Origin of the sequence: Massilia sp. YIM B02763, assembly GCF_030412015.1 — a bacterium.
Classification (GTDB): domain Bacteria; phylum Pseudomonadota; class Gammaproteobacteria; order Burkholderiales; family Burkholderiaceae_D; genus Telluria.
This window is the reverse complement of record NZ_JASNRD010000006.1, coordinates 188,025-208,390: the sequence shown is the minus strand read 5'-3', so window position 1 is coordinate 208,390 and position 20,366 is coordinate 188,025. Positions and strand designations below refer to the sequence as shown.

The window sequence follows — 20,366 nt, the reverse complement described above, 5'->3', positions numbered from 1 at the left end:
GTCGATACTCACATATTTGTTACGCCAAGCGTTTCCAGCCGTCACACACGGTCTGATCAATGGAGCAACCGATGACGGCAATGCATGAACCCTTAGTGCCCCCCATGAACTCGACTAACGAACGGGAGAGTTTCAGCGAGCGCCTGCAGCAAGCGCTGAAGAACGCCCACTATTCGCCCGATAGCCCGACCCGGCTGGCGCGCGAATTCAATATCCGCTTCGAAGGCCGTCCGATCACGGTCCACGCCGCCCGCAAGTGGCTGGTGGGCGAGGCCATCCCGACCCAGGAAAAGCTGCGCATGATCGCGCAATGGCTGGGCGTGCCGGCCGATTGGCTGCGCTTCGGCGGCTCGGAAAACGCCGCCAACGGCGAGAACGGCGACGGTGCGGCCCGCTTCGAATCGGCCGACGTCAAGCTGATCGCCGACCTGCAGCGCCTGGACGAGCACCACAAGCAACTGGCACGCGAATTCATTCGCATGCTGGTGCGCATGAATCACCAGCAAAAGTAAGTCTTGCCAGGAAGCTTCCTGCGCATCCCTGCGACGGCCCGGCGGTCATCCGCCCGGGCCGTTTTCATTTTTGCTTCCTGAATGCAATTTTTCTGCAATCGAACGGCACAAATGGCCGAGTCTCGCGCATAATCGATGGCGCTGTGCGGACGGAAGCCGCAACAGATGCGCCCGTCTCCCACAGGCCCCCGTAATGTTATCGGTCAATAAGGATGCAGTCGCCTCATGATTAATAACTACAGCAACACCGCGCAGTTGAAGGACCTCATGACCGCGCCGCCGATGTCGGCGGCCCAGCACGCAGAAATCATGCGCAAGCGTAACGAGCAGCGCAGGAAGATCGAAGACGCAAGAGAACAAAGACTGGTCGAGAAGGATCCCTACCGGGACCGCGGCTAGCACGCCACCAGGGGGATTGCCGCTTGCCGTGTCAAGGCGCGGCGGCGTCCTTCATCCCGCCCCAGCGCGGGGCGAGCTCGTTCTCGACCCCCAGCAAGTCCATGACGCGCGCCACCGTGTGGTCGACCATCTCGTCGATGCTGGCGGGGCGGTTGTAGAAACTCGGCAGCGGCGGGAACACGATGCCGCCCATCTCGGTCACGGCCGTCATATTGCGCAGGTGCGCCAGGTTGAACGGCGTCTCGCGCACCATCAGCACGAGCTTGCGCCTTTCCTTCAGCACGACGTCGGCCGCGCGCGTGACGAGGTTGTCCGACAGGCCGTGCGCGATGGCGGCCAGCGTCTTCATCGAACAGGGAGCGATCACCATGCCGGCGGTCAGGAAGGAGCCGCTGGCGATGGACGCGCCGATGTCGCGGCCGCGGTGCACGACGTGGGCGAGGGCGTCGACGTCGCGCCGTTGCAGGCCGACTTCCTGGTGCAGGGTGAGGGAGGCGGCGTCGGACACCACGAGGTGGGTCTCGACGCCAGGCGTGGCGCCCAGCCGCTGCAGCAGCCGCACGCCATAGATCGCGCCGGTCGCGCCGGTGATGGCGACGACGATGCGTCGGTCACCGGAGCGGGGCGATTCAGTCATTCTTCTTGAACAGGGCTTGCAGTTCGCCGGATTCGTACATCTCGGTCATGATGTCCGAGCCGCCGATGAATTCGCCGTTCACGTACAGCTGCGGCACGGTCGGCCAGTTCGAGTAATCCTTGATGCCCTGGCGGACTTCCGGATCTTCCAGCACGTTGACGGTGGCGATGTTATCGACGCCGCAGGCTTTCAGGATTTGGATCGCACGGCCGGAGAAGCCGCACTGCGGGAACTGGGCGGTGCCCTTCATGAACAGCACGACGGGCGTGTTGGTCACGGTTTCTTTGATCCAGGTTTGTACGTCGCTCATGGTATGTCGCCTCGGTTGAATAATCGTTGATCCCGGCATTTTATAAGAAAACCGGAACGCGAGTGCGCGGCCATTTCGCCCGTCGGATCAAGCGAAATGCAATGTTTTAAGCTTGGCAATGACGCGCATCGGGTATCATCGCGCGAACTTCCAACACATCGGATCACGCCATGCAACAACGCCCACCCGGCACGCCGCCGCCCGCCTTCAATTTCGCCATCGCCGCCGTGCTCGGCCTGAGCGGCCTGTTCGACCTCGCCTTCGGCGTCAGCCACATGACGCTCGGCCATACGCTGACCGGCCTCGGCGCCACTGCCTATGCCGCGCTGCTGCTGCGCGAAGGCCTGCACATCAGGAAGACGGGCCAGCGCGCGATGGCCCCCAAGCGCATGGCGCAAGCCGGTTTCCTGTGCCTGCTCGTGTTCCTGGCCGGCGTCGTCGCCAAGGTCTATCTGGACTAGTCGTCTAGGCTAGTACCCGGCCCAGGCAGACGGAGCGGTCGCTGTCCGCATACTTGCCCCATGCCGCGACGTCCACGTAGCCGTGGCGGCGGTAGAAATCCACGGCGCGCGCGTTGACGCGGCGCGTGGACAGCTGGATGGCGCGGTAGCCCATCGCCATCGCCTGCAGCTCCAGCGCGGCGAGGAGCGCGCGGCCGGCGCCACTGCCCGGCCGCGCAAGCATGCGCTTGAGTTCCGCCACGCCGTCCGCCAGCGGGCGCAGGGCGCCGCAACCCACGGCCGTGCCGTCGGCCGTGCGCGCGACGAGGAACACGGCGCCGGGACCGCGCACGTCGGCCGCGTCGAAGGAAGACGCGCCGCTGTCGCCCGTGATCGCCGCCAAGGCAGCGTCGAGTTCCGCGATCAGCGCGCGGGCATCAGGGCTGTCGGGATCGGCGGGCGTGCAGACGACCATGCGCCTCACTTCTTCAGCTTGGCGAAGGCCGCCGCCATCGCGCCGCCGGCGGGTGCCGCCGCGCGTTCCTGGCGCTGCTGCTGGCCCATGCGCTTGCGGTCCTCGCGGTCGCCGCGCTGCTGCGGCGCTGAACCGGGCGCCGGCGCGTTGTCCGACAGGCGCATCGTCAGCGCGATGCGCTTGCGCTTGACGTCCACTTCCAGCACCTTCACCTTCACCACCTGGCCCGCCTTCACGACCGTGTGCGGATCCTTGACGAAGGTGTTCGACAGCGCCGAGATGTGCACGAGGCCATCCTGGTGCACGCCGATGTCGACGAAGGCGCCGAACGCGGCGACGTTGGTCACCACGCCTTCCAGGATCATGTCCGGACGCAGGTCCGAGATCTCTTCCACGCCTTCCTTGAACGTGGCCGTCGTGAATTCCGGACGCGGGTCGCGGCCCGGCTTTTCCAGTTCCTTCAGGATGTCGGTCACGGTCGGCACGCCGAACTTGTCGTCCGCGTACTTGGCCGGGTTCAGGCGCTTGACCAGGGTGGCGTCGCCGATCACCGACTTGATGTCGCGCTGGATGTCGTCCAGGATTTTTTCCACGACCGGATACGATTCCGGGTGCACGGCCGATGCGTCCAACGGGTTATCGCCGTTCATCACGCGCAGGAAGCCGGCTGCCTGCTCGAAGGTCTTGTCGCCCAGGCGCGGGACTTTCCTGAGCGACGCGCGCGACTTGAAGGCGCCCTGCTGGTCGCGGTAGGTGACGATGCTCTGCGCCACGCTGGAGGACAGTCCCGACACGCGCGCCAGCAGCGGCGCCGACGCCGTGTTGACGTCCACGCCGACCGCGTTCACGCAATCCTCGACGACGGCGTCGAGCTGGCGCGCGAGCTGGGTCTGCGACACGTCGTGCTGGTACTGGCCCACGCCGATGCTCTTCGGATCGATCTTCACCAGTTCCGCCAGCGGGTCCTGCAGGCGGCGCGCGATCGACACGGCGCCGCGCAGCGATACGTCCAGCTCGGGCAGCTCGCGCGAGGCGAATTCGGACGCCGAATAGACGGAGGCGCCCGCTTCCGACACGACGATCTTCGTGAGCTTGAGCTCGGGGTGCTGCTTGATCAGGTCCTGGGCCAGCTTGTCCGTCTCGCGCGAGGCGGTGCCGTTGCCGATCGAGATCAGGGACACATCGTGCTTGGCCGCCAGCCTGGCCAGCGCATGCAGCGAGCCGTCCCAGTCGTTGCGCGGCGCGTGCGGGTAGATGGTGGACGTGTCGACGACCTTGCCGGTCGCGTCGACGACGGCCACCTTCACGCCCGTGCGCAGGCCCGGGTCCAGTCCCATCGTGGCGCGCGGGCCGGCCGGCGCGGCCAGCAGCAGGTCCTTCAGGTTGCGCGCGAACACGTGGATCGCATCGCTTTCCGCCTTCTCGCGCAGCAGCCCCATCAACTCCGTCTCGATGTACATGAAGCTCTTCACGCGCCAGGTCCAGCGCGCCGTGTCGAGCAGCCATTTATCGGCCGGACGGCCGGCGCCCTTGATGCCGAAGCGCGCGGCGATGCGGCTTTCGCACGGGTTGTGCGGCGCGTCCCACTTCGGCTTTTCCTCTTCCGTGTCCAGGCGCAGCGTCACGTCCAGGATGCCTTCGCGGCGGCCGCGCAGCAGCGCCAGCGCGCGGTGCGACGGCACGTTGGCCAGCGGTTCGGAATAGTCGAAATAGTCGGCGAACTTTTCGCCTTCCTCCTGCTTTCCGTCGACGACCTTCGAGGCCACGACGCCGTGGTCCTGCACGTATTCGCGCAGCGACTGCAGCAGTTCCGCGTCCTCGGCGAAGCGCTCCATCAGGATCTGGCGGGCGCCGTCCAGCGCCGCCTTGGTGTCGGCCACGCCCGGGTTGTTGACGCCGTCTTCGTTGGCGAAGGCCTCGCGCAGGTACTTCGCGGCTTCCTGTTCCGGGTCGATCGACGGGTCGGCGAGCAGGCCGTCGGCCAGCGGCGCCAGGCCCGCCTCGATCGCGATCTGGGCCTTAGTGCGGCGCTTCTGCTTGTAGGGCAGGTACAGGTCTTCGAGACGGGTCTTGTCTTCCGCCAGCGCGAAGGCCTGCAGCAGTTCCGGCGTCATCTTGCCCTGTTCCGTGACCGAGGCGATCACGGCGGCGCGGCGGTCTTCCAGCTCGCGCAGGTAGCGCAGGCGTTCTTCCAGCAGGCGCAGCTGGGTGTCGTCCAGGCCGCCCGTCGCTTCCTTGCGGTAGCGGGCGATGAAGGGCACCGTCGCGCCTTCGTCGAGCAGGGCGATGGCGGCAGCCACCTGGGCCGGTTTGGCGGACAGTTCTTGGGCGAGGCGTTGTTCGATCGAGGGCAGCATGGTGCGTGAATCGTAGATGGTGAGTCGAGCGGGCAATGATACGCAATCGGGCACGCAGCGCCAGTCTTGACAAGCCCGGCGATCCGGCGACAGGCGCGGTCTCCGCAGTGATGCCATCAAAAATGAAATGATGATTTGCGAGGTTTGCTATTTTGTAGATGAAGCGTCTTGCCTATGATGACTCCATCGCATCCACGACACGACAAGAAAGGAAGAACATCATGAACACCACCGCCCGCTCCCTCGTTGCCGCCCTCGCGCTGGCCCTCGGCACCGCCTTTACGGCCCCGGCCTTCGCCGCGCCCAAGGCGCCGGCCGCCGCCGCCGCCCCGGCCGCCGTCTCCGACGCCGCCCTGGTCAAAACACTGCCCGGCTTCCAGGAAGGGTTCGCCGACGTCAACGGCGTGCGCCTGCACTACGTGGCCGGCGGCAGCGGCAGCCCCGTCGTCCTGCTGCCGGGCTGGCCGGAAACCTGGTGGGCCTTCCACAAGATCATGCCGGCGCTGGCCAGGCACCACCGCGTTATCTCGGTCGACCTGCGCGGCATGGGCGCATCGAGCATGCCGGCCGGCGGCTACGACAAGAAGACCATGGCCGCCGACATCGAAGCGCTGGTGCGCCACCTGGGTTACGACAAGGCGACGGTGATCGGCCACGACATCGGTTCCCAGGTCGCCTATGCCTACGCCGCCAACTTCCCGCAGGCGACCGACAAGCTGGTGCTGATCGACGTGCCGCACCCGGACCAGTCGCTGTACAGCTGGCCGATCCTCCCGCAGGCCGGTACCTTCGGCGACAAGATCGACGACGCCCACCCGTTCGCCTGGTGGTTCGCCTTCCACCAGGTGAAGGGCCTGCCCGAGCAACTGCTGGAAGGCCGCCAGTACCTCGAACAGGAATGGTTCTTCCGCTACCTGCTCAAGGACGAAGGCGCGATCGACGCGCGCGACCGCGCCGTGTACCGCAAGGCCTACGCCAGCCGCGCAGCGATCCGCGCCGGCAATGCCTGGTACCAGGCCTTCCCGCAGGACATCCTGGACGACAAGACCTACGGCACCCTGACGATGCCGGTACTGGCGATCGGCGGCCCTGGCTACGGCTGGCTGCAGGCCGTGCTGACCCCGAAGACGACCAATCTGAAGCTCGTGAAAGCGGAAGGCAGCGGCCACTTCGTCGCCGAGGAAAAGCCGGCCGAGACCACGGCCTGGATCGAAGACTTCCTGAACTGAACCGCATACGACAAGGAGAACCCACCATGACCACCCGTATCGACCACAGCGCCGACACCATCGACAGCACCTCGCGCCGCAGCTTCCTGGGCGGCGCAGCCGGCGCCCTGTTCGCCGGCAGCTTCGCCAGCCTGTTCGCAGCCGCTCCGGCATTCGCCGCCACCACCAACGCCCCGGCCGGCCCCGGCGTCACCCCGTTCCGCGCCGCGGTCCCGCAGGCCGCGCTGGACGACCTGAAGCAGCGCCTGCGCATGGTGCGCTTCCCGGAACGGGAAACCGTGGGCGACTGGTCGCAGGGCGTGCCGCTGGCGAAGGCCAAGGCACTGGTCGCCTACTGGCGCGACCATTACGACTGGCGCAAGTTCGAAGCGCGCCTGAACGCCTTCCCGCAGTTCCGCACCGAGATCGACGGCCTGGGCATCCACTTCATCCACGCGAAGTCGCGCCATGCGAACGCGCTGCCGATCATCCTGACGCACGGCTGGCCCGGTTCCATCGTCGAATTCCTCGACGTGATCAAGCCGCTCACCGATCCCACCGCCTACGGCGGCAAGGCCGAGGACGCGTTCCACGTCGTGATCCCGTCGATGCCCGGCTTCGGCTTTTCCGACAAGCCGGCCGAAGCGGGCTGGGACGTCGTGCGCACGGCCAAGGCCTGGGGCGTGCTGATGCAGCGCCTCGGCTACACGAAATGGGTGGCGCAGGGCGGCGACTGGGGTTCGGGCGTGACCCATGCGCTGGGCCACGTGCGTCCCGCCGGCCTGCTGGCGGCCCACGTCAACTGGCCGCTCGTGTTCCCCGAGCAGATGCCGGCGAACCCGACCCCGGAAGAGCAGGCCGCCTATGCCGCCGCCGGCCGTTTCGCCGACCAGGAATTCGGCTACTTCAAGGAACAGGCGACGCGTCCGCAGACGATCGGCTACGCCTTGGCCGATTCGCCGGTGGGCCAGGCGATGTGGATCTACGAGAAATTCCAGGCCTGGACCGACAACCGCGGCAACCCGGAAGACGCGCTGTCGCTGGACGCCATGCTGGACGACATCACGCTGTACTGGCTGACCAATACGAGCGCCTCGTCGGCCCGCATCTACTGGCAGAACTCGCAGGGCAAGCCGGCCGGCTTCTCGGCCGGCCGCATCGAGCTGCCGATGGCCGCCACGATCTTCCCGCGCGAGATCTACCGCGCGCCGAAGGGGTGGGCCCAGGCGCTGTGGCCGAACATGATCTACTGGAACGAGGTCGACCGCGGCGGCCACTTCGCCGCCTTCGAGCAGCCGGCGCTGTTCGCCGGCGAGATGCGCAAGGCGTTCCGCACGGTGCGCTGAGCCGGCGGTCTCAGATCTCCGGCATCGGGTCGGTGCCGGAGACCAGTACGTACTCCTTGCCGTCGAAGCGCCAGCGTGCGGTCTGCTTGACGGTGGACGTCAGGTGCTCGACCTGCTTACCGTCCTTGCCTTCGCTGACGCGGTAGTGCTTGCCGTGGTAGTCGAACAGCATGTCGGCGTAGCCGCCCGGCTGGGCCGTCGTGTCGAAGCGGATATCGGCTTCGACGCTCCAGCAATCCTCGCTCTCGGCGGTACAGGCGCCGGAACTGTCGGACATCGTCCGGAACGCGCCCAGGTGGCGCGTTTCATCGTCCAAGGCGAAGAGGTCGGCGGTGGCGAGCAGGTAGCCCTGCCACATGCCGCCGGAGCCGAGGATGAATCCCTGCTTGCCGGGACCGAGCGTGACCCATTCGACGCCGCCGATGTCGCCCCGCACGCCGACTTGCGCGACGTCCTCGCGTCGCTCGAGCACTTCCCAGCCCTTGTCGCTGCGCTTCAGGAAGTAGACGTTCAGCGTGCCCGGCGTCGCATACCCCCCGATATCGTTGCCGTCCTCGTCGGCGTCGACACCGTTCACGATCGCGACGGTGCGACCGTCGGTCAGCTTGATACCGGACGTCAGGGTCATCAGCGTGCGGAATTCGCCTTCCACGACCAGGGCACGTTCCTTGGCGGGATCGTAGGCGTCTTCGAAGATCGCCCGCATCCACTCCTTGCCTTCTTGCTGCGTCAGCGTTGGCGTCCTGGCCGGCGCTGGTACGGCAGCCGCTGCAGGCGCAGAAGCAGCGCTGCGGACCGCAGGCTGCGGCGGCGGGCCGGCCTCGTGGCGCGAACACGCGGCCAGGAACATCATCGCCGCCAGGCAGGCGGCGCGGGTGCTTGTCGTGGGTGCTGGATGCATCGTGAACGGAAGAAGTGGCGGACAGCCGGATGATGCCCAAGCACGGTAGCGAAGGGAAGCGAATCCGCATTATCCAGCCGGCATGCCGCCTGATGAACCTGCCGGTAGCGCCGGGCGCTACCCGTGGGCTTCACTCCACGGCTTGCCACCAGCGCCGTCCCGGCTGCGGCTGGCGCAGGTCCAGCGCCTCACCCATCTCCGGGGTGGCGAGCGAGACGCCGCGTTCGTCGGCCAGCGCGGCGATGCGGTCGAACGGATCCTGCCAGCGGTGCAGGCTCAGGTCGAAGGTGCCGTTATGGACCGGCACCAGCCAGCGGCCGCCCAGGTCGAGGAAGGCTTGCAGCGTTTCCTCCGGCTGCATGTGCACGTCGGGCCAGCGCTTGTCGTAGGCGCCCGTCTCCACCAGGGCCACGTCGAACGGGCCGTACTTGGCGCCGATCTCCTTGAATCCCTTGAAGTAGCCCGTGTCGCCGCTGAAGAACAGGCGCAGGTCGTCGTGCAGGATCACCCAGGATGCCCACAGCGTCGAATTGCGGTCGCCCAGCGTGCGGCCCGAGAAGTGCTGGGCCGGCGTCGCGACGAAGCGCACGCCGTCGATAGCCGTGCCCTGCCACCAGTCGAACTGCTGCACCTTGGCGCGGTCCACGCCCCACTCGACCAGGCGCTCGCCCACGCCCAGCGGCGCCAGGAAGTGCGCCGTCTTCGCATCCAGCGCCTTGATGGCCGCGTGGTCCAGGTGGTCGTAGTGGTCGTGCGACAGGATCACGGCCTTGATCGGCGGCAGTTCATCGATACCAAGGGGCGGCGCATGGAAGCGTGCCGGCCCGGCCCACTGCACCGGCGAGGCGCGCTGCGAGAACACGGGATCGGTCAGGTAGAACTCGCCGGCCAGCTTGATCAGCATGGTCGAGTGGCCGAGGCGGTACAGGGTATTGTCGGGCGCGGCCAGCAATGCCTCCCGGGTCAGCGGCCGCACGGGGATCGGCTGGGCGGGCACGGTGCCCTTGGGCTTGTTGAACGTGACGTCCCACCACAGCTTGGCCATCTCGCCCACGGTGTGCTCGTGCATGGGCGCCGGGTTGCGGAATTTCCCGTCGTGGAATTGGGGAGATGCTTCCTTGGAGGGCGGCGGCGACGCCAGCGTGCGGCTAGTCATGATGAACAAGGTCCCGAGAAAGAGTGCGGTCAAGAAGCGCATCAACGTGCTCATCCTATAAATGTACACTACACAGTGTAGTTTCAAGGAGTGAGAAAGTAAACTGACGGGTGTAAAATTTGCGTATGCATCCGACCGCACCGACAACTCGTCTCACCGACCGCAAGCGCCAGGCCATCCTGGCCGCGGCCGCCGACCAGTTCCGCGCCCACGGTTTCGAAGGCAGCAGCGTGGACCGCATCGCGGCGCTGGCCGGCGTGTCCAAGCGCACCGTCTACAACCATTTCCCCAGCAAGGACGAGCTGTTTACCGAGACCATCGTGCAGCTTTTCCACCGCAGCGCAGGCGCGCCGGATTTTGCCTACCGTGCCGACCGCAGCCTGCGCGCGCAGTTGGAGGAATTCCTGGCGCTGAAGATGCGTTCGATGGCCGATCCGGACTTCCTCGGCCTGGCCCGCGTCGGCATCGCCGAGGCGATCCGCGCGCCGGAACGCGCGCAAGGCGTGTTCGCGCGCCTGGAGGAGCGCGACGAGGGCATGCCGGCGTGGGTGCGCGCCGCCCAGGCGGACGGCAGGTTGAAGGCAGGCGACCCGGGCTTCGCGGCCACGCTGCTGCAGGGGCAATTGAAGACCTTCGCGTTCTGGCCCCAGGTCACGATGGGCGCGCCGCCGCTGGGGCCGGAGGAGCAGGCGCGCGTGATCGATGCGGCCGTGTCGATGTTCCTGGCCTATTTCGGCGTCCCCTCGGACTGAGCGGCTTCACAGGCCCGGCACCGCATTCTCGCCGGAGACCAGCACGTATTCCTTGCCGTCGAAGCGGTAGCGGGCGCTCTGGCGGATGAGGACCTCGTCCTGCTTGACCTGTTCGCCATATTCGTTCTCCACCGCGCGGTAGCGCTTGCCCTTGAAATCGACCAGCAAGTCGGCGTAGCCGTCCGCCTGCGCATCGTCGGCGAAGCGCAGGTTCGCCCCGACGTCCCAGCATGCGCGCTCGGGAATGCAGGCGCCGATATTGTCGGATGCCTCCTCCAACTCTCCCAGCTGGCGCACGCCCCGGTCCAGCACGAAAATGGAGGCCAGGGTGATCGAGTAGCCGCGCGCACTGGTGGACGAAGACATCACGAAGCCGGTCTTGCCGGGACCGAGCTTGACCCAGCATGCGTCGCCAACATGGCCTTTGGAACCCATGGCTGCCAGATTCTCGTGGCGTTCGCGCACTGTCCAGCCGCCGGCGGCACGTTCCAGCAGGTAGACGTTCAGGATGCCCGGCGATCCGTTGCCCGGAAGGTCCTCGCCATTGTCGGCCGTGGAGGAAGCGTTGACGATGACGGCGATGCGTCCGTCGGCCAACGTGGTCGAGGAGACGATGACCATGACGCAGGTGCCCGCATCGCCGATCTCGGCCAGGGCACGTCCGTTGGCGTGGTCGTAGCGCTGTCCGAAGATTGTTCGCATCCACTCCTGTTCACGCGCATCGTCGGGCCAGTTGGGGCGGGATGCGGTGAGCGGCATGGCGCTTTCCCGGGGGGACGGTCCAGGTGCGAATTTGAGCACGGTGGCGGGTGCCGGCGCAGCCTGCTGGACAGGCGGCGCCGCACGCTCGCCGCTGCGCGAGCAGGCGCCGAGGCAGGCCGCCAGCGCGGCGCTGCCGGCCAGGATGGAAACCCTGGCGTGCAGGGTGGAGCGTATCGTATCGCAGGAGATCATCGGATGCCGGGGCGAGATATTGAACAATTCGATCACGCCCCAGTCTCGCTTCGCGTGGAAGGTGCGCACGCTTTCTTGCGCGGAGCAGAAGACCTTCGCGCTGCGCGGCTCGTGACAATGCGTGCATGTGTGCGTCGTGCGCTTGGATACACTTGCACTTCGTACCGACGAGAGGAGACGGCATGTCCAGGCTGGAGAAGAAATGGTGGTTCATCGTCGTGGTCAGCGCCCTGACCATGATGGCGACGCGTTACGTGATGAAAGTGGCTGGCGTTCCTTTCATGGACGATGCCAATGCGGCCCGCTTGCTGCTGCAGTTTTTCTGCTTCCTGGGCCTGTGGCGCTGCTTTTCCTTCGTCGCCTGGCTGCTGGCGCTGGCGCTGGCGCCGGCGCTCGCCAAACCCGAATGACGCGCGCCAACGCCTGCCGTACGGTCACGTCGCCGTTCGCGTGCCCTCGTTCGAGGTGAGCAGCACCGTCCCGCGCTTGCCCGCTTGCCCCGCATGGCGCACCGCTTCCGCCACCTCGGCCAGGTCGTAGCTGCCGGCGACCTCGAACAGCGCCGGATGCCGGCGCGCCAGGTACAAGGCGCCCTGCAGGTCCTGCTGGCGCTGCGAGGGCGGCAGGCCGGCCCAGCGGCCCACCGAGACCCCTTCGATGTGCAGGTCGCGCATCGGCAGCATCAGGGCCGGAATGCTCAAGGGTTCGCCGCTCATGTCGCCATAGGTCACGAGCGTGCCGCCGGAAGCGAGACGCAAGAACAGTTCGCTCGGCAGCGCGCCGCCGATGGCGTCGAACACCGCGCGCAGCGGACGGCCCTCCAGCGCGCGCTCCAGGCGTTCGCGCCAGTCCGGCGTGTCGGTCGCGATCACGGGCAGCGTCGGCAGCAGGCGGGCGAGTTCGGCGGCGCCGGCGCTGCCGCGTACCAGGCCGATCACGGGCAAACCTTCTTCCAGCGCCAGCGCGGCCAGCATCTTCGCCACCGAGGAACCAGCGGCCGTGAGCACCATCGCCCCCTGGGTTTCCCCTGGACCGACATCGGCCTGGTATGCGGCGCGCAGCAGCATCTGCGCGGTCAGCGGATTCACGTGCAGTTGCGCGCCCCGTTCGTCCGGCACGTCCTCCGGCAGCGGCGTCACGAATTCCGCCGCGACGATGGCGCGCTCGCTCCAGGCGCCGCGTCCCGGGAAGAACGCGACGCGCATGCCCGGCGCCAGCCGGCCCGCGGCCTGCACGGCGCTGCCCACGGCCGCGATCGTGCCCATGCCTTCGAAGCCGACGCGCACGCCGCCGACGGGGACGGCCACGGTGTCGCCGGGAGCGCGGTAGCGTCCCGCCACGCCCAGCAAATCGCCCGGATGCACGGGGCGGGACAGCACCCGCACGAGGACGTCGTCCGGGCCGGGCGCCGGCGGGTCGTTCACGTGGTCGAGTTGCAGGACTTGTTCGGGGTTGCCGTAGCGGTGGTAGGCGAGGCTGCGCATGATGGGTTCCTTTTTCTTGTTCAAGCAAGTTCGGCGAGGACGATCTCGGTGTCGTCCAGCGCGGTGATGGCGATGTGCGATTCGCCGGCGATGGCGGCGCCGTCGCGTGCCGCCAGCCGCACGTCGTTGACGCCCGCCCGGCCGGTCGTGGAGACGAGATAGGCCTGGCGGCCCGGCGGCAGCACGTAGTCGATGGTGTCGCCGGCCCGCAGCGTGGCGCCGAGCAGGCGCGCATCGGCATTCATCGGCAGCGCCCCGTCGCGCGTATCGTCTTCATAGCCGCTGGCCAGCACGGTAAAGGCGCCGTCGCGTTCGGCGCGCGGGAAGCGGCGCGTGCGCCACGACGGCGCGCCGCCGGTGCTGCGCGGACGCAGCCAGATCTGGTACAGCGCCGTGGTCACGTCCTCGGCATTGAATTCGGCGTGGCGGATGCCGCTGCCGGCGCTCATCGCCTGCACGTCGCCGGCCTGCACGGTGGCGCGGTTGCCCAGGCTGTCCTCGTGGGTGATGGCGCCCTGGCGCACATAGGTGAGGATCTCCACGTCCTGGTGGCGGTGCAGCGGAAAGCCGGACCGCGGCGCGAATTCGTCGTCGTTCCAGGCGCGCAGCGCGCGCATGCCAGTGTGGTTTGGGTTGCCCAGGCCGTTGATGCTGACGTGCAGGCGGGCCTTCAGCCAGTCGAGGTCGTTGCCGCCGAGGGCGGCGTAGGGGCGCTGTTCGATCATGTCGTTCTCCTGTGGTCCGCGCCGCCGGCGGGCGGCGCGGCGTTGATCGGCTATCAGATCTGGGCCTGGCCGCCGTCGACGAACAGTTCGGCGCCGTTGACGAAGCTGGCGTCGTCGGAGGCGAGGAACACGGCGGCCTTCGCGATCTCGTCCGGATCGCCCACGCGGCCCAGCGGGATCTGCGAGGCCAGGTAGTCGACCAGGCCCTGCTGGGCGGCGGCATCGTTGCCGGCCAGTTCGACCAGGCCGGGGGTGCGGGTGGCGCCCGGGCTGATGGTGTTGACGCGGATGTTGCGGTCCTTCAGGTCCAGGATCCAGTTGCGGGCGAAGGCGCGGATCGCGGCCTTGCTGGCGGCGTAGACGCTGAAGGCCGGGGTGCCGCTGCTGGCGGCGGTCGAGCCGGTCAGGATCACGGAGGCGCCGGACGACAGCAGCGGCAGCGCCTTCTGCACGGTGAACAGCGTGCCCTTCACGTTGCGGCCGAAGGTGTCGTCGAACTGTTCTTCGGTGATGGCGCCCAGCGGCAGCATCGAACCGCCGCCGGCATTCGCATACAGCACGTCGAGGCGGCCGAAGCGGGCGCGGATCTCCTCGTACAGGCTGTCCAGCGCGCCGAGGTCGCCGGAGTCGACGCGCAGGCCGATGGCGTCGTGGCCGATGGCTTGTACCGCGGCGTCCAGTTCGGCCTGGCGGCGGCCGGTGACGATCACTTGTGCGCCTTCGAGGGCGAAGCGCTTGGCGGCGGCCAGGCCGATGCCGCTGGTGGCGCCGGTGATCAGGGCGATTTTGTTGTCGAGTTTGCGGGTCATGATGGGCTCCTTGAGGTTGTCTGCTTCGGTGAGTGGACGTTTGTCGTCGTCCGATGTGAAGCATCGTACCGAGGAAGCCATAGCATTAAAATAGCACTGATCGAAAACCATCTTTGCATTTTTGGTGGTATCGACGATGCCGCCTGACCGATAGGCCCATACCGTCCCGCGCCGAGATGCCGTAACATGGCAGGTCCGGCTGCTCATGCATGAAGGGATCGATGTCCAAACTGCCCGATTTCGAAGGTCTCGCGATGTTCGCCAAGGTGGCCGAGGAACGCTCGTTCGCCGGCGCGGCGCGGGCCCTCGGCGTGTCGGTGGCGACCGTGTCGCGCGCCGTCGCCCGGCTCGAGGAACGCCTCGGCGCGCGCCTGCTGAACCGCACCTCGCGCCAGCTCGCGCTGACCGAGTTCGGCCGCACCATCGCCGACAGCGCGCTGCGCCTCTACCGCGAAGCCGAACAGGCCGAAGGGGCGGCGCGCGAACTGTCGGCGCGCCCGCGCGGCCTGGTACGCCTGGCCGTGCCGATGTCCTTCGGGCTGCGCTGGGTGGCGCCGCTGATGCCGGAATTCTTCACCACGTATCCCGACATCGAGGTCGACCTGCACCTGAGCGACGCCACCGTCGACATCGTCGGCCAGGGTTTCGATGCCGCCCTGCGCATCGCCGTCATGCCCGATTCCTCGCTGGTGGCGCGCAAGCTGTGTCCGGTGGGGCAGGTGCTGGTGGCCGCTCCATCCTACCTGGAACGCTGCGGCACGCCGCGCCACCCGACCGACTTGAACAGCCACGCCTGCCTGGGCTATGCCTATCATCGGCGCAACGACGTCTGGCGTTTCACGGACGCGGCCGGAGAGGAAGTCGATATCCGCCCCGCGGGTCCGCTGCGCGTGACGAATTCGGACGCGCTGCTGCCGACCGTGCTGGCCGGCCTGGCGATCGCCGAGTTCCCGGAATTCATCGCGGCCGATTACGTGCGCGACGGCCGCCTGGTGCCGATCCTGCAGGACTGGGCGATGGCGCGCGGCGGCCTGTATTTCGTCACGCCGTCGGCGCGCACGCGGCCGGCCAAGGTCGAGGCGCTGTCCGAATTCTTCGTGCGCCACCTGGGTTCGCCGAGCTGGCGCCTGGTGACATAAGGTGAGGAAGCTGCCATGCCCCGTTCTCTAGAGAAGTCACACGAAAAAATGCGCATCCGGGGGCTGGCAAAACTGGACGGCAGCGTGTAACTTCTACTCCTTTCGGCCTGTAAAGTTTTCACCGCTACGTGCGATTCCGAACAAAACAGTAGGGGTCGCATGGCGGATAATAGGAATTGTTGTTTTTTCAAATTCGGACTCGTGAGACCCCATGCACACAGTTGATTTTCACCGCGACGACACCAGCGACGCACCTCCGGCCCGCGCGCCCGCCCGCGCCCCGGCCCTGCCCGCGCCGGTGTTGAGCTGGCTGCAAAGGGTCGAAGCGGCAGCGCATCCGCAACCCAAGCTGACCGCGGAAGTCGCCGACCCCAAGGCCGTCCAGTACAAATTCGTTTACGTCATGGCCCCGACCAGCGGTGGCCGCCATGTCGCGGTGTGCCTGTGCAAGGCGCGCCTGCGCCCGAACGGCGACGTCGCCGCGGCCAGCCCGGTGAGCGAAGTGTTCTCGCTGCTGTCGGCGCCGCCCGCCTACCTGGAGGGCGACGACGTCGACCTGGTCCGCTTCTTCATCGCCATGCGCAGCGGCTCCAACCAGAGCACCAGCGCCACCGAGCCGAAGGGCAAGGTGGGCGCGATCCTGCTGCAGATGCTGCTCGAGCAGGGCAAGCTGCTGTGGGCGAACTCGTGGTCCGACATGGGCAACGGCCTGCTGTACCCGCTGCAGGCCGGCCCCGTGCGCAAGGCGAACCTCACCTGGCGCGACGAAGGCCGCACGGCCAAGCTGGGCTGGTCGGTGGAGCCGGCGGGCGGCGCCGCCAACCACCCGGGAGCGGACCTGGTCGACTACATGCTGCCGACCGACCCGCCGTGGTACATCGACAACCTGTCCTGCGGTCCGCTGGAATTGAACCGCGGCGGCATCGACATCTCGCTGGCCGACCTGCAAGCCCTCGTGTCGCAGGCCCCGCTGCTGACCGGCACCGATAAAAAGCGCGTGTCCCAGCTGCTGCTGGCGCACGGCCTGCAGCAATTGATGCCGCTGCCGCAACCGCTGACGCAGCGCATCCGCACCGACGTCAAGCCGCAGCCGCACCTGCTGCTGGATGCGGTGCAGGTACCCGACGGCGCGACCCAGCGCTGGCAGGATTTCGCCGTGCTGTCGTTCGACTACGACGGCCAGCGCATCTCGTTCGACCCGGCCCAGCGCGTGGTGCGCCAGATCGGCGACGTCACCGAAGTCATCCAGCGCAACGAGGCCTTCGAAGCCGCCGCGCTCGACATGCTGCAAGAGATCGGTTTCCACAAGCCGGTCACGGCGCCGCTGTCGGCATTGGCCGGCGCGCAATTGCTGGATAGCCAGGCGCACTGGCTGCGCTTTGCCGAAAACGAGCTCGACGCGCTGTCCGACCTCGGCTGGCACGTGCAGAAGTCGCCGAAGTACCGCTACGACGTGGTGCCGGTCGAGGACTGGTATGCCGAGATCGACGAACCGCCCGAAGCGGGCAACGCCTGGTTCGAGCTGGAACTGGGCATCGTGGTGGCCAAGAAGCGCGTGCCCCTGCTGCCCGTGCTCGTGCAGCTGATCCGCAGCGCGCCGCTCGACTTCAATCCGGAAGTGCTGGCCGCGCACGGCGAAGCCGACCAGATGCTGGCGACCTTGTCCGACGGCGTGCGCGTGGCGCTGCCGTGGGGCCGCGTGAAGCCGATCCTGTCCACGCTGGGCGAGCTGTACTTCAACGACAAGATCAAGAACAAGGTCCGCCTGTCGACGCTGGACGCGGCGCGCCTGGAAGAACTGGCGCGCGGCGGCGAGTTCAGCTGGACCGGCGGCGAGCGCCTGCGCGAGACGGGCCGCAAGCTGAGCCAGTTCGGCAAGGTCAAGAAGGTCGAGGCGCCCAAGGGCCTGCAAGCCTCGCTGCGCGACTACCAGCTCGACGGCCTGGCATGGATGCAGTTCCTGCGCGAGTACGACCTGGGCGGCATCCTGGCCGACGACATGGGCCTCGGCAAGACCGTGCAGACCATCGCCCACATCCTGACGGAAAAGGAAGCGGGCCGCCTGACCAATCCGGCCCTCGTCATCGCGCCGACCAGCCTGATGATGAACTGGATGGAGGAAGCGGCGCGCTTCGCGCCGAGCCTGAAGGTGCTGCTCTTGCAGGGCAAGGAACGCATGGACTTGTTCGACGAGATCGACAAGGCCGACATCGTGCTGACCACCTACGCCTTGCTGCCGCGCGACGAGGAAAAGCTGCGCGAGCACGAATACCACCTGGTCATCCTGGACGAATCGCACTACATCAAGAACACCCGCTCGAAGGCGGCGCAGACGGCCGGCTCGCTGAACGCGCGCCACCGCCTGTGCCTGTCCGGCACGCCGCTGGAAAACCACCTGGGCGAGCTGTGGTCGCAGTTCCACTTCCTGCTGCCGGGCCTGCTGGGCGACGAGAAGACCTTCAATACGCAGTTCCGCCATCCGATCGAACGCCAGGACGACCCGGTGCGCCGCACGCTGCTGAACCGCCGCATCAAGCCCTTCCTGCTGCGCCGGACCAAGGACAACGTGGCCAAGGAGCTGCCGCAGAAGACGGAAATGATCCGCCGCATCGAGATCAGCGGTCCGCAGCGCGACCTGTACGAGACCGTGCGCCTGGCGATGGACAAGAAGGTGCGCGAGGAGATCGACCGCAAGGGCGTGGCGCGCAGCCAGATCGTGATCCTGGAAGCGCTCCTGAAACTGCGCCAGGTCTGCTGCGACCCGCGCCTGGTGAAGGCGATGCCGGCCAAGAAGAACACGGCGGCCGTGTCGGCCAAGCTGACCGACCTGATGCAGATGGTCGACGACCTGCTGGGCGAGGGCCGCAAGATCCTCGTGTTCTCGCAATTCACCAGCATGCTGGGCCTGATCGAGGAAGAACTGGAGGCGCGCAAGATCCCCTACGCCATCCTCACCGGCGAGACGCGCGACCGTTCGGCCCAGGTGGCCGCGTTCCAGCAGGGCGCCGTGCCGATCTTCCTGATCAGCCTGAAGGCCGGCGGCGTGGGCCTGAACCTGACCGCGGCCGACACCGTGATCCACTACGACCCGTGGTGGAACCCGGCCGCCGAGAACCAGGCCACCGACCGCGCCTGGCGCATCGGCCAGGACAAGCCCGTGTTCGTGTACAAGCTGATCGCCAAGGGCACGCTGGAAGAAAAGATCCAGCTGCTGCAGCAGAAGAAGTCGGAGCTGGCGCAGTCGATCCTGGCCGAGGGCGAGTCGCAGAAGATGGCCTTGACGCAGGAAGACCTGCAGGCGATCTTCGCGCCGCTGGACGAAGCATCGGCGTGACCTGAACCGGCAAACGTGCATATGCCAAATGTGCATATGCGATGAAGGGCAAGCCGCAAGGCTTGCCCTTTTTTCATGCATGGTGCGTGCTTGGCGCAACGCCCCAGCAGCGGGTAGAAGGGGTTTTCTATACAAAGAGGGAAGCTCAGCACTATACTTGTGACAGCAATAATTGTCTGTCATCACTCCTACCCGGAAAGCCGCCATGAAACGACGCGACCCCCTTCCGTTGCCTGGCCAGGAAGGGCTGGCGGATGCCGCCGCTTTCCGCACGGCCGCCGAACTGGGCGGCGACCTCGTCTTCATCATCGATTGCGCCGCCGGCGTGCCGGTCTATGTCAGCCCGGGCATCGACGCGATGCTGGGCTATGGCGCGGCCGACGTTCACGCGCAATTGACCTCGAACGATACGCCGGGACCGCTGCAGCCGCTGTGCGCCGGCCTGGCGGAACGGCTGCGCCGCTTCGCCGCCGGCGACGGGTCGCGCCTGCGCGTGGTGCGCGAATTCGACCTGCGCCGTCCGGACGGCCGCGAGATTCCCGTCGAGGTGATCTCGACGCTGGTGCCGGGCGCGGACGGCACGGTGTCGACGCTGGTGGCGGTGCTGCGCGACTTGTCCGCGCGGCGCGAGCGCGAACGCGAGCGCAAGCGTTTCGCCAGCATGCTGAACCATGAATTCCGCACTCCGCTGTCGACGATCGACGGCGCGATCCAGCGCCTGGAAGCGACGCAGACGGGCGCCGACGAGGCGACGCGCCAGCGCTACCGCAAGATCGCCACGGCCACCGACCGCCTGATCGCGATGCTGGACGACTACCTGTCGCCGGAGCGCATGGCCGAACTCGGCCGCCAGCGCCGCGCCGACACGGTGGCGCCGCGCCTGCTGCTGGACGAATTGGTGGCGCAGGCGCGCATGGCCGGGCGCCCGGTGACGTCCGGCGTGGAGGCGCTGCCGGCCACGCTGCGTGCCGATCCGGCCGGCCTGCGCCTGGCATTGAAGGTCTTGCTCGACAATGCGCTGCGCTACACGCCGGCCGGCACCGCGCTGGAAGTGACGGGGCGGCGCGAGGACGGCGGCGTGGCGCTGGCGCTGCGCGACGCGGGGCCGGGCGTGCCGGAAGGTGATATTGCACGCATCTTCGACAAGGGGTACCGCGGCGCGAACGCGGCCGGCGTCCCCGGCAGCGGCCTCGGTCTTTACATGGCGCGCTCGCTGGTCGAGGTGCATGGCGGCGCGCTCACGCATGCGGGCCGGGAAGGGCAGGGCGCCGAGTTCCGCATATGGCTGCCGGTGCAGTTGGAAGTGGAAAGAGAAGCGGAAAGGTTTCCGCAAGGTCTTGCTTCCGGACAGGCCTGACGGGATAATCGGGAGTGCGGCGGGGTAACCACCCGACAAGATCGTGAGCCGTGTGCTCCAGGTGGGACATC

General features: G+C 67.4%; 20 protein-coding genes. 10 read left to right on the top strand and 10 right to left on the bottom strand.

The annotated features are described in order from the left end of the window. Window positions 1-104 precede the first annotated feature (104 nt). Both QPK32_RS11205 and QPK32_RS11200 read left to right on the top strand, forming a co-directional pair. On the top strand, window positions 105-512 hold the full coding sequence (locus tag QPK32_RS11205; protein ID WP_290412891.1) for a hypothetical protein: 408 nt from the start codon (window positions 105-107) through the stop codon (window positions 510-512). 225 nt (window positions 513-737) lie between these two features. After that, window positions 738-911, top strand: a complete 174-nt coding sequence (locus QPK32_RS11200) for a hypothetical protein (protein WP_290412890.1) — start codon at window positions 738-740, stop codon at window positions 909-911. 31 nt (window positions 912-942) lie between these two features. Here QPK32_RS11200 and QPK32_RS11195 read toward each other — a convergent pair whose 3' ends face one another. Continuing rightward, entirely contained in the window at window positions 943-1,548 is a 606-nt protein-coding gene (locus QPK32_RS11195) for a UbiX family flavin prenyltransferase (RefSeq protein WP_290412889.1), read from the bottom strand. After that, window positions 1,541-1,858: a Grx4 family monothiol glutaredoxin gene (grxD, locus tag QPK32_RS11190; RefSeq protein ID WP_290412888.1), complete on the bottom strand. Its 318-nt coding sequence runs from the start codon at window positions 1,856-1,858 to the stop codon at window positions 1,541-1,543. The genes QPK32_RS11195 and grxD overlap by 8 nt, the downstream gene beginning before the upstream one ends. A gap of 170 nt (window positions 1,859-2,028) precedes the next feature. Between grxD and QPK32_RS11185 the strand changes: the two genes are divergently transcribed. Next, the gene (locus tag QPK32_RS11185) at window positions 2,029-2,319 is read left to right on the top strand and encodes a hypothetical protein (protein WP_290412887.1); all 291 of its coding nucleotides are present in this window, start codon (window positions 2,029-2,031) and stop codon (window positions 2,317-2,319) included. 4 nt (window positions 2,320-2,323) lie between these two features. Here the strand turns inward: QPK32_RS11185 and QPK32_RS11180 are convergent, their stop codons facing one another. Together QPK32_RS11180 and QPK32_RS11175 are read right to left on the bottom strand one after the other, a co-directional pair. Continuing rightward, window positions 2,324-2,773: a GNAT family N-acetyltransferase gene (locus QPK32_RS11180; RefSeq protein ID WP_290412886.1), complete on the bottom strand. Its 450-nt coding sequence runs from the start codon at window positions 2,771-2,773 to the stop codon at window positions 2,324-2,326. Between the two features lie 5 nt (window positions 2,774-2,778). Next, on the bottom strand, window positions 2,779-5,130 hold the full coding sequence (locus tag QPK32_RS11175) for a Tex family protein (protein WP_290412885.1): 2,352 nt from the start codon (window positions 5,128-5,130) through the stop codon (window positions 2,779-2,781). A 221-nt stretch (window positions 5,131-5,351) separates the two neighbouring features. Between QPK32_RS11175 and QPK32_RS11170 the strand changes: the two genes are divergently transcribed. Beyond that, on the top strand, window positions 5,352-6,359 hold the full coding sequence (locus tag QPK32_RS11170) for an alpha/beta fold hydrolase (protein ID WP_290412884.1): 1,008 nt from the start codon (window positions 5,352-5,354) through the stop codon (window positions 6,357-6,359). Window positions 6,360-6,385: 26 nt separating this feature from the next. Beyond that, window positions 6,386-7,684, top strand: coding sequence for an epoxide hydrolase family protein (locus tag QPK32_RS11165; RefSeq protein WP_290412883.1), 1,299 nt, complete (start codon window positions 6,386-6,388; stop codon window positions 7,682-7,684). A 10-nt stretch (window positions 7,685-7,694) separates the two neighbouring features. Here QPK32_RS11165 and QPK32_RS11160 read toward each other — a convergent pair whose 3' ends face one another. Continuing rightward, entirely contained in the window at window positions 7,695-8,585 is an 891-nt protein-coding gene (locus QPK32_RS11160) for a hypothetical protein (protein WP_290412882.1), read from the bottom strand. 130 nt (window positions 8,586-8,715) lie between these two features. Further along, window positions 8,716-9,741 carry an MBL fold metallo-hydrolase gene (locus QPK32_RS11155; RefSeq protein WP_290412881.1) on the bottom strand — a complete coding sequence of 342 codons (1,026 nt, stop codon included), beginning with the start codon at window positions 9,739-9,741 and terminating at the stop codon, window positions 8,716-8,718. A gap of 125 nt (window positions 9,742-9,866) precedes the next feature. Here QPK32_RS11155 and QPK32_RS11150 point away from each other — a divergent pair, with 125 nt between their 5' ends. Beyond that, a complete protein-coding gene (locus QPK32_RS11150; RefSeq protein WP_290412880.1) occupies window positions 9,867-10,493 on the top strand; it encodes a TetR/AcrR family transcriptional regulator in 627 nt (208 codons plus the stop codon). 6 nt (window positions 10,494-10,499) lie between these two features. On the opposite strand, the gene QPK32_RS11145 is transcribed toward QPK32_RS11150, so the two are convergent. Next, entirely contained in the window at window positions 10,500-11,516 is a 1,017-nt protein-coding gene (locus QPK32_RS11145; RefSeq protein WP_290412879.1) for a hypothetical protein, read from the bottom strand. 113 nt (window positions 11,517-11,629) lie between these two features. Here QPK32_RS11145 and QPK32_RS11140 point away from each other — a divergent pair, with 113 nt between their 5' ends. Next, entirely contained in the window at window positions 11,630-11,857 is a 228-nt protein-coding gene (locus QPK32_RS11140) for a hypothetical protein (protein WP_290412878.1), read from the top strand. Between the two features lie 24 nt (window positions 11,858-11,881). On the opposite strand, the gene QPK32_RS11135 is transcribed toward QPK32_RS11140, so the two are convergent. The 3 genes from QPK32_RS11135 to QPK32_RS11125 are packed head-to-tail and all read right to left on the bottom strand — an operon-like array spanning window position 11,882 to window position 14,465. Further along, entirely contained in the window at window positions 11,882-12,931 is a 1,050-nt protein-coding gene (locus tag QPK32_RS11135) for a zinc-binding dehydrogenase (RefSeq protein ID WP_290412877.1), read from the bottom strand. A gap of 20 nt (window positions 12,932-12,951) precedes the next feature. Next, entirely contained in the window at window positions 12,952-13,656 is a 705-nt protein-coding gene (locus QPK32_RS11130) for a pirin family protein (RefSeq protein WP_290412876.1), read from the bottom strand. 53 nt (window positions 13,657-13,709) lie between these two features. Then, window positions 13,710-14,465: an SDR family oxidoreductase gene (locus QPK32_RS11125; RefSeq protein ID WP_290412875.1), complete on the bottom strand. Its 756-nt coding sequence runs from the start codon at window positions 14,463-14,465 to the stop codon at window positions 13,710-13,712. A 221-nt stretch (window positions 14,466-14,686) separates the two neighbouring features. Between QPK32_RS11125 and QPK32_RS11120 the strand changes: the two genes are divergently transcribed. The 3 genes from QPK32_RS11120 to QPK32_RS11110 all read left to right on the top strand — a co-directional run bounded on the left by QPK32_RS11120 (window position 14,687) and on the right by QPK32_RS11110 (window position 20,295). After that, window positions 14,687-15,604 (top strand): LysR family transcriptional regulator, encoded by a 918-nt coding sequence (locus QPK32_RS11120; protein ID WP_290412874.1) that lies wholly within the window; start codon window positions 14,687-14,689, stop codon window positions 15,602-15,604. 211 nt (window positions 15,605-15,815) lie between these two features. After that, window positions 15,816-18,938, top strand: a complete 3,123-nt coding sequence (locus QPK32_RS11115) for a DEAD/DEAH box helicase (RefSeq protein ID WP_290412873.1) — start codon at window positions 15,816-15,818, stop codon at window positions 18,936-18,938. A 205-nt stretch (window positions 18,939-19,143) separates the two neighbouring features. Further along, complete coding sequence (locus tag QPK32_RS11110) at window positions 19,144-20,295, top strand: PAS domain-containing sensor histidine kinase (RefSeq protein ID WP_290412872.1); 1,152 nt, start codon at window positions 19,144-19,146, stop codon at window positions 20,293-20,295. The last annotated feature ends 71 nt before the right edge of the window (window positions 20,296-20,366 follow it).

Bases quoted from the DNA above. Each gene is read 5' to 3' on its own strand.
- QPK32_RS11135 (WP_290412877.1), bottom strand. From the start codon at position 12,931: ATGCGCAGCCTCGCCTACCACCGCTACGGCAACCCCGAACAAGTCCTG.
- QPK32_RS11200 (WP_290412890.1), top strand. From the start codon at position 738: ATGATTAATAACTACAGCAACACCGCGCAGTTGAAGGACCTCATGACC.
- QPK32_RS11205 (WP_290412891.1), top strand. From the start codon at position 105: ATGAACTCGACTAACGAACGGGAGAGTTTCAGCGAGCGCCTGCAGCAA.
- grxD (WP_290412888.1), bottom strand. From the start codon at position 1,858: ATGAGCGACGTACAAACCTGGATCAAAGAAACCGTGACCAACACGCCC.
- QPK32_RS11140 (WP_290412878.1), top strand. From the start codon at position 11,630: ATGTCCAGGCTGGAGAAGAAATGGTGGTTCATCGTCGTGGTCAGCGCC.
- QPK32_RS11180 (WP_290412886.1), bottom strand. From the start codon at position 2,773: ATGGTCGTCTGCACGCCCGCCGATCCCGACAGCCCTGATGCCCGCGCG.
- QPK32_RS11110 (WP_290412872.1), top strand. From the start codon at position 19,144: ATGAAACGACGCGACCCCCTTCCGTTGCCTGGCCAGGAAGGGCTGGCG.
- QPK32_RS11155 (WP_290412881.1), bottom strand. From the start codon at position 9,741: ATGACTAGCCGCACGCTGGCGTCGCCGCCGCCCTCCAAGGAAGCATCT.
- QPK32_RS11150 (WP_290412880.1), top strand. From the start codon at position 9,867: ATGCATCCGACCGCACCGACAACTCGTCTCACCGACCGCAAGCGCCAG.
- QPK32_RS11160 (WP_290412882.1), bottom strand. From the start codon at position 8,585: ATGCATCCAGCACCCACGACAAGCACCCGCGCCGCCTGCCTGGCGGCG.
- QPK32_RS11175 (WP_290412885.1), bottom strand. From the start codon at position 5,130: ATGCTGCCCTCGATCGAACAACGCCTCGCCCAAGAACTGTCCGCCAAA.
- QPK32_RS11125 (WP_290412875.1), bottom strand. From the start codon at position 14,465: ATGACCCGCAAACTCGACAACAAAATCGCCCTGATCACCGGCGCCACC.
- QPK32_RS11120 (WP_290412874.1), top strand. From the start codon at position 14,687: ATGTCCAAACTGCCCGATTTCGAAGGTCTCGCGATGTTCGCCAAGGTG.
- QPK32_RS11165 (WP_290412883.1), top strand. From the start codon at position 6,386: ATGACCACCCGTATCGACCACAGCGCCGACACCATCGACAGCACCTCG.
- QPK32_RS11195 (WP_290412889.1), bottom strand. From the start codon at position 1,548: ATGACTGAATCGCCCCGCTCCGGTGACCGACGCATCGTCGTCGCCATC.
- QPK32_RS11185 (WP_290412887.1), top strand. From the start codon at position 2,029: ATGCAACAACGCCCACCCGGCACGCCGCCGCCCGCCTTCAATTTCGCC.
- QPK32_RS11115 (WP_290412873.1), top strand. From the start codon at position 15,816: ATGCACACAGTTGATTTTCACCGCGACGACACCAGCGACGCACCTCCG.
- QPK32_RS11170 (WP_290412884.1), top strand. From the start codon at position 5,352: ATGAACACCACCGCCCGCTCCCTCGTTGCCGCCCTCGCGCTGGCCCTC.
- QPK32_RS11130 (WP_290412876.1), bottom strand. From the start codon at position 13,656: ATGATCGAACAGCGCCCCTACGCCGCCCTCGGCGGCAACGACCTCGAC.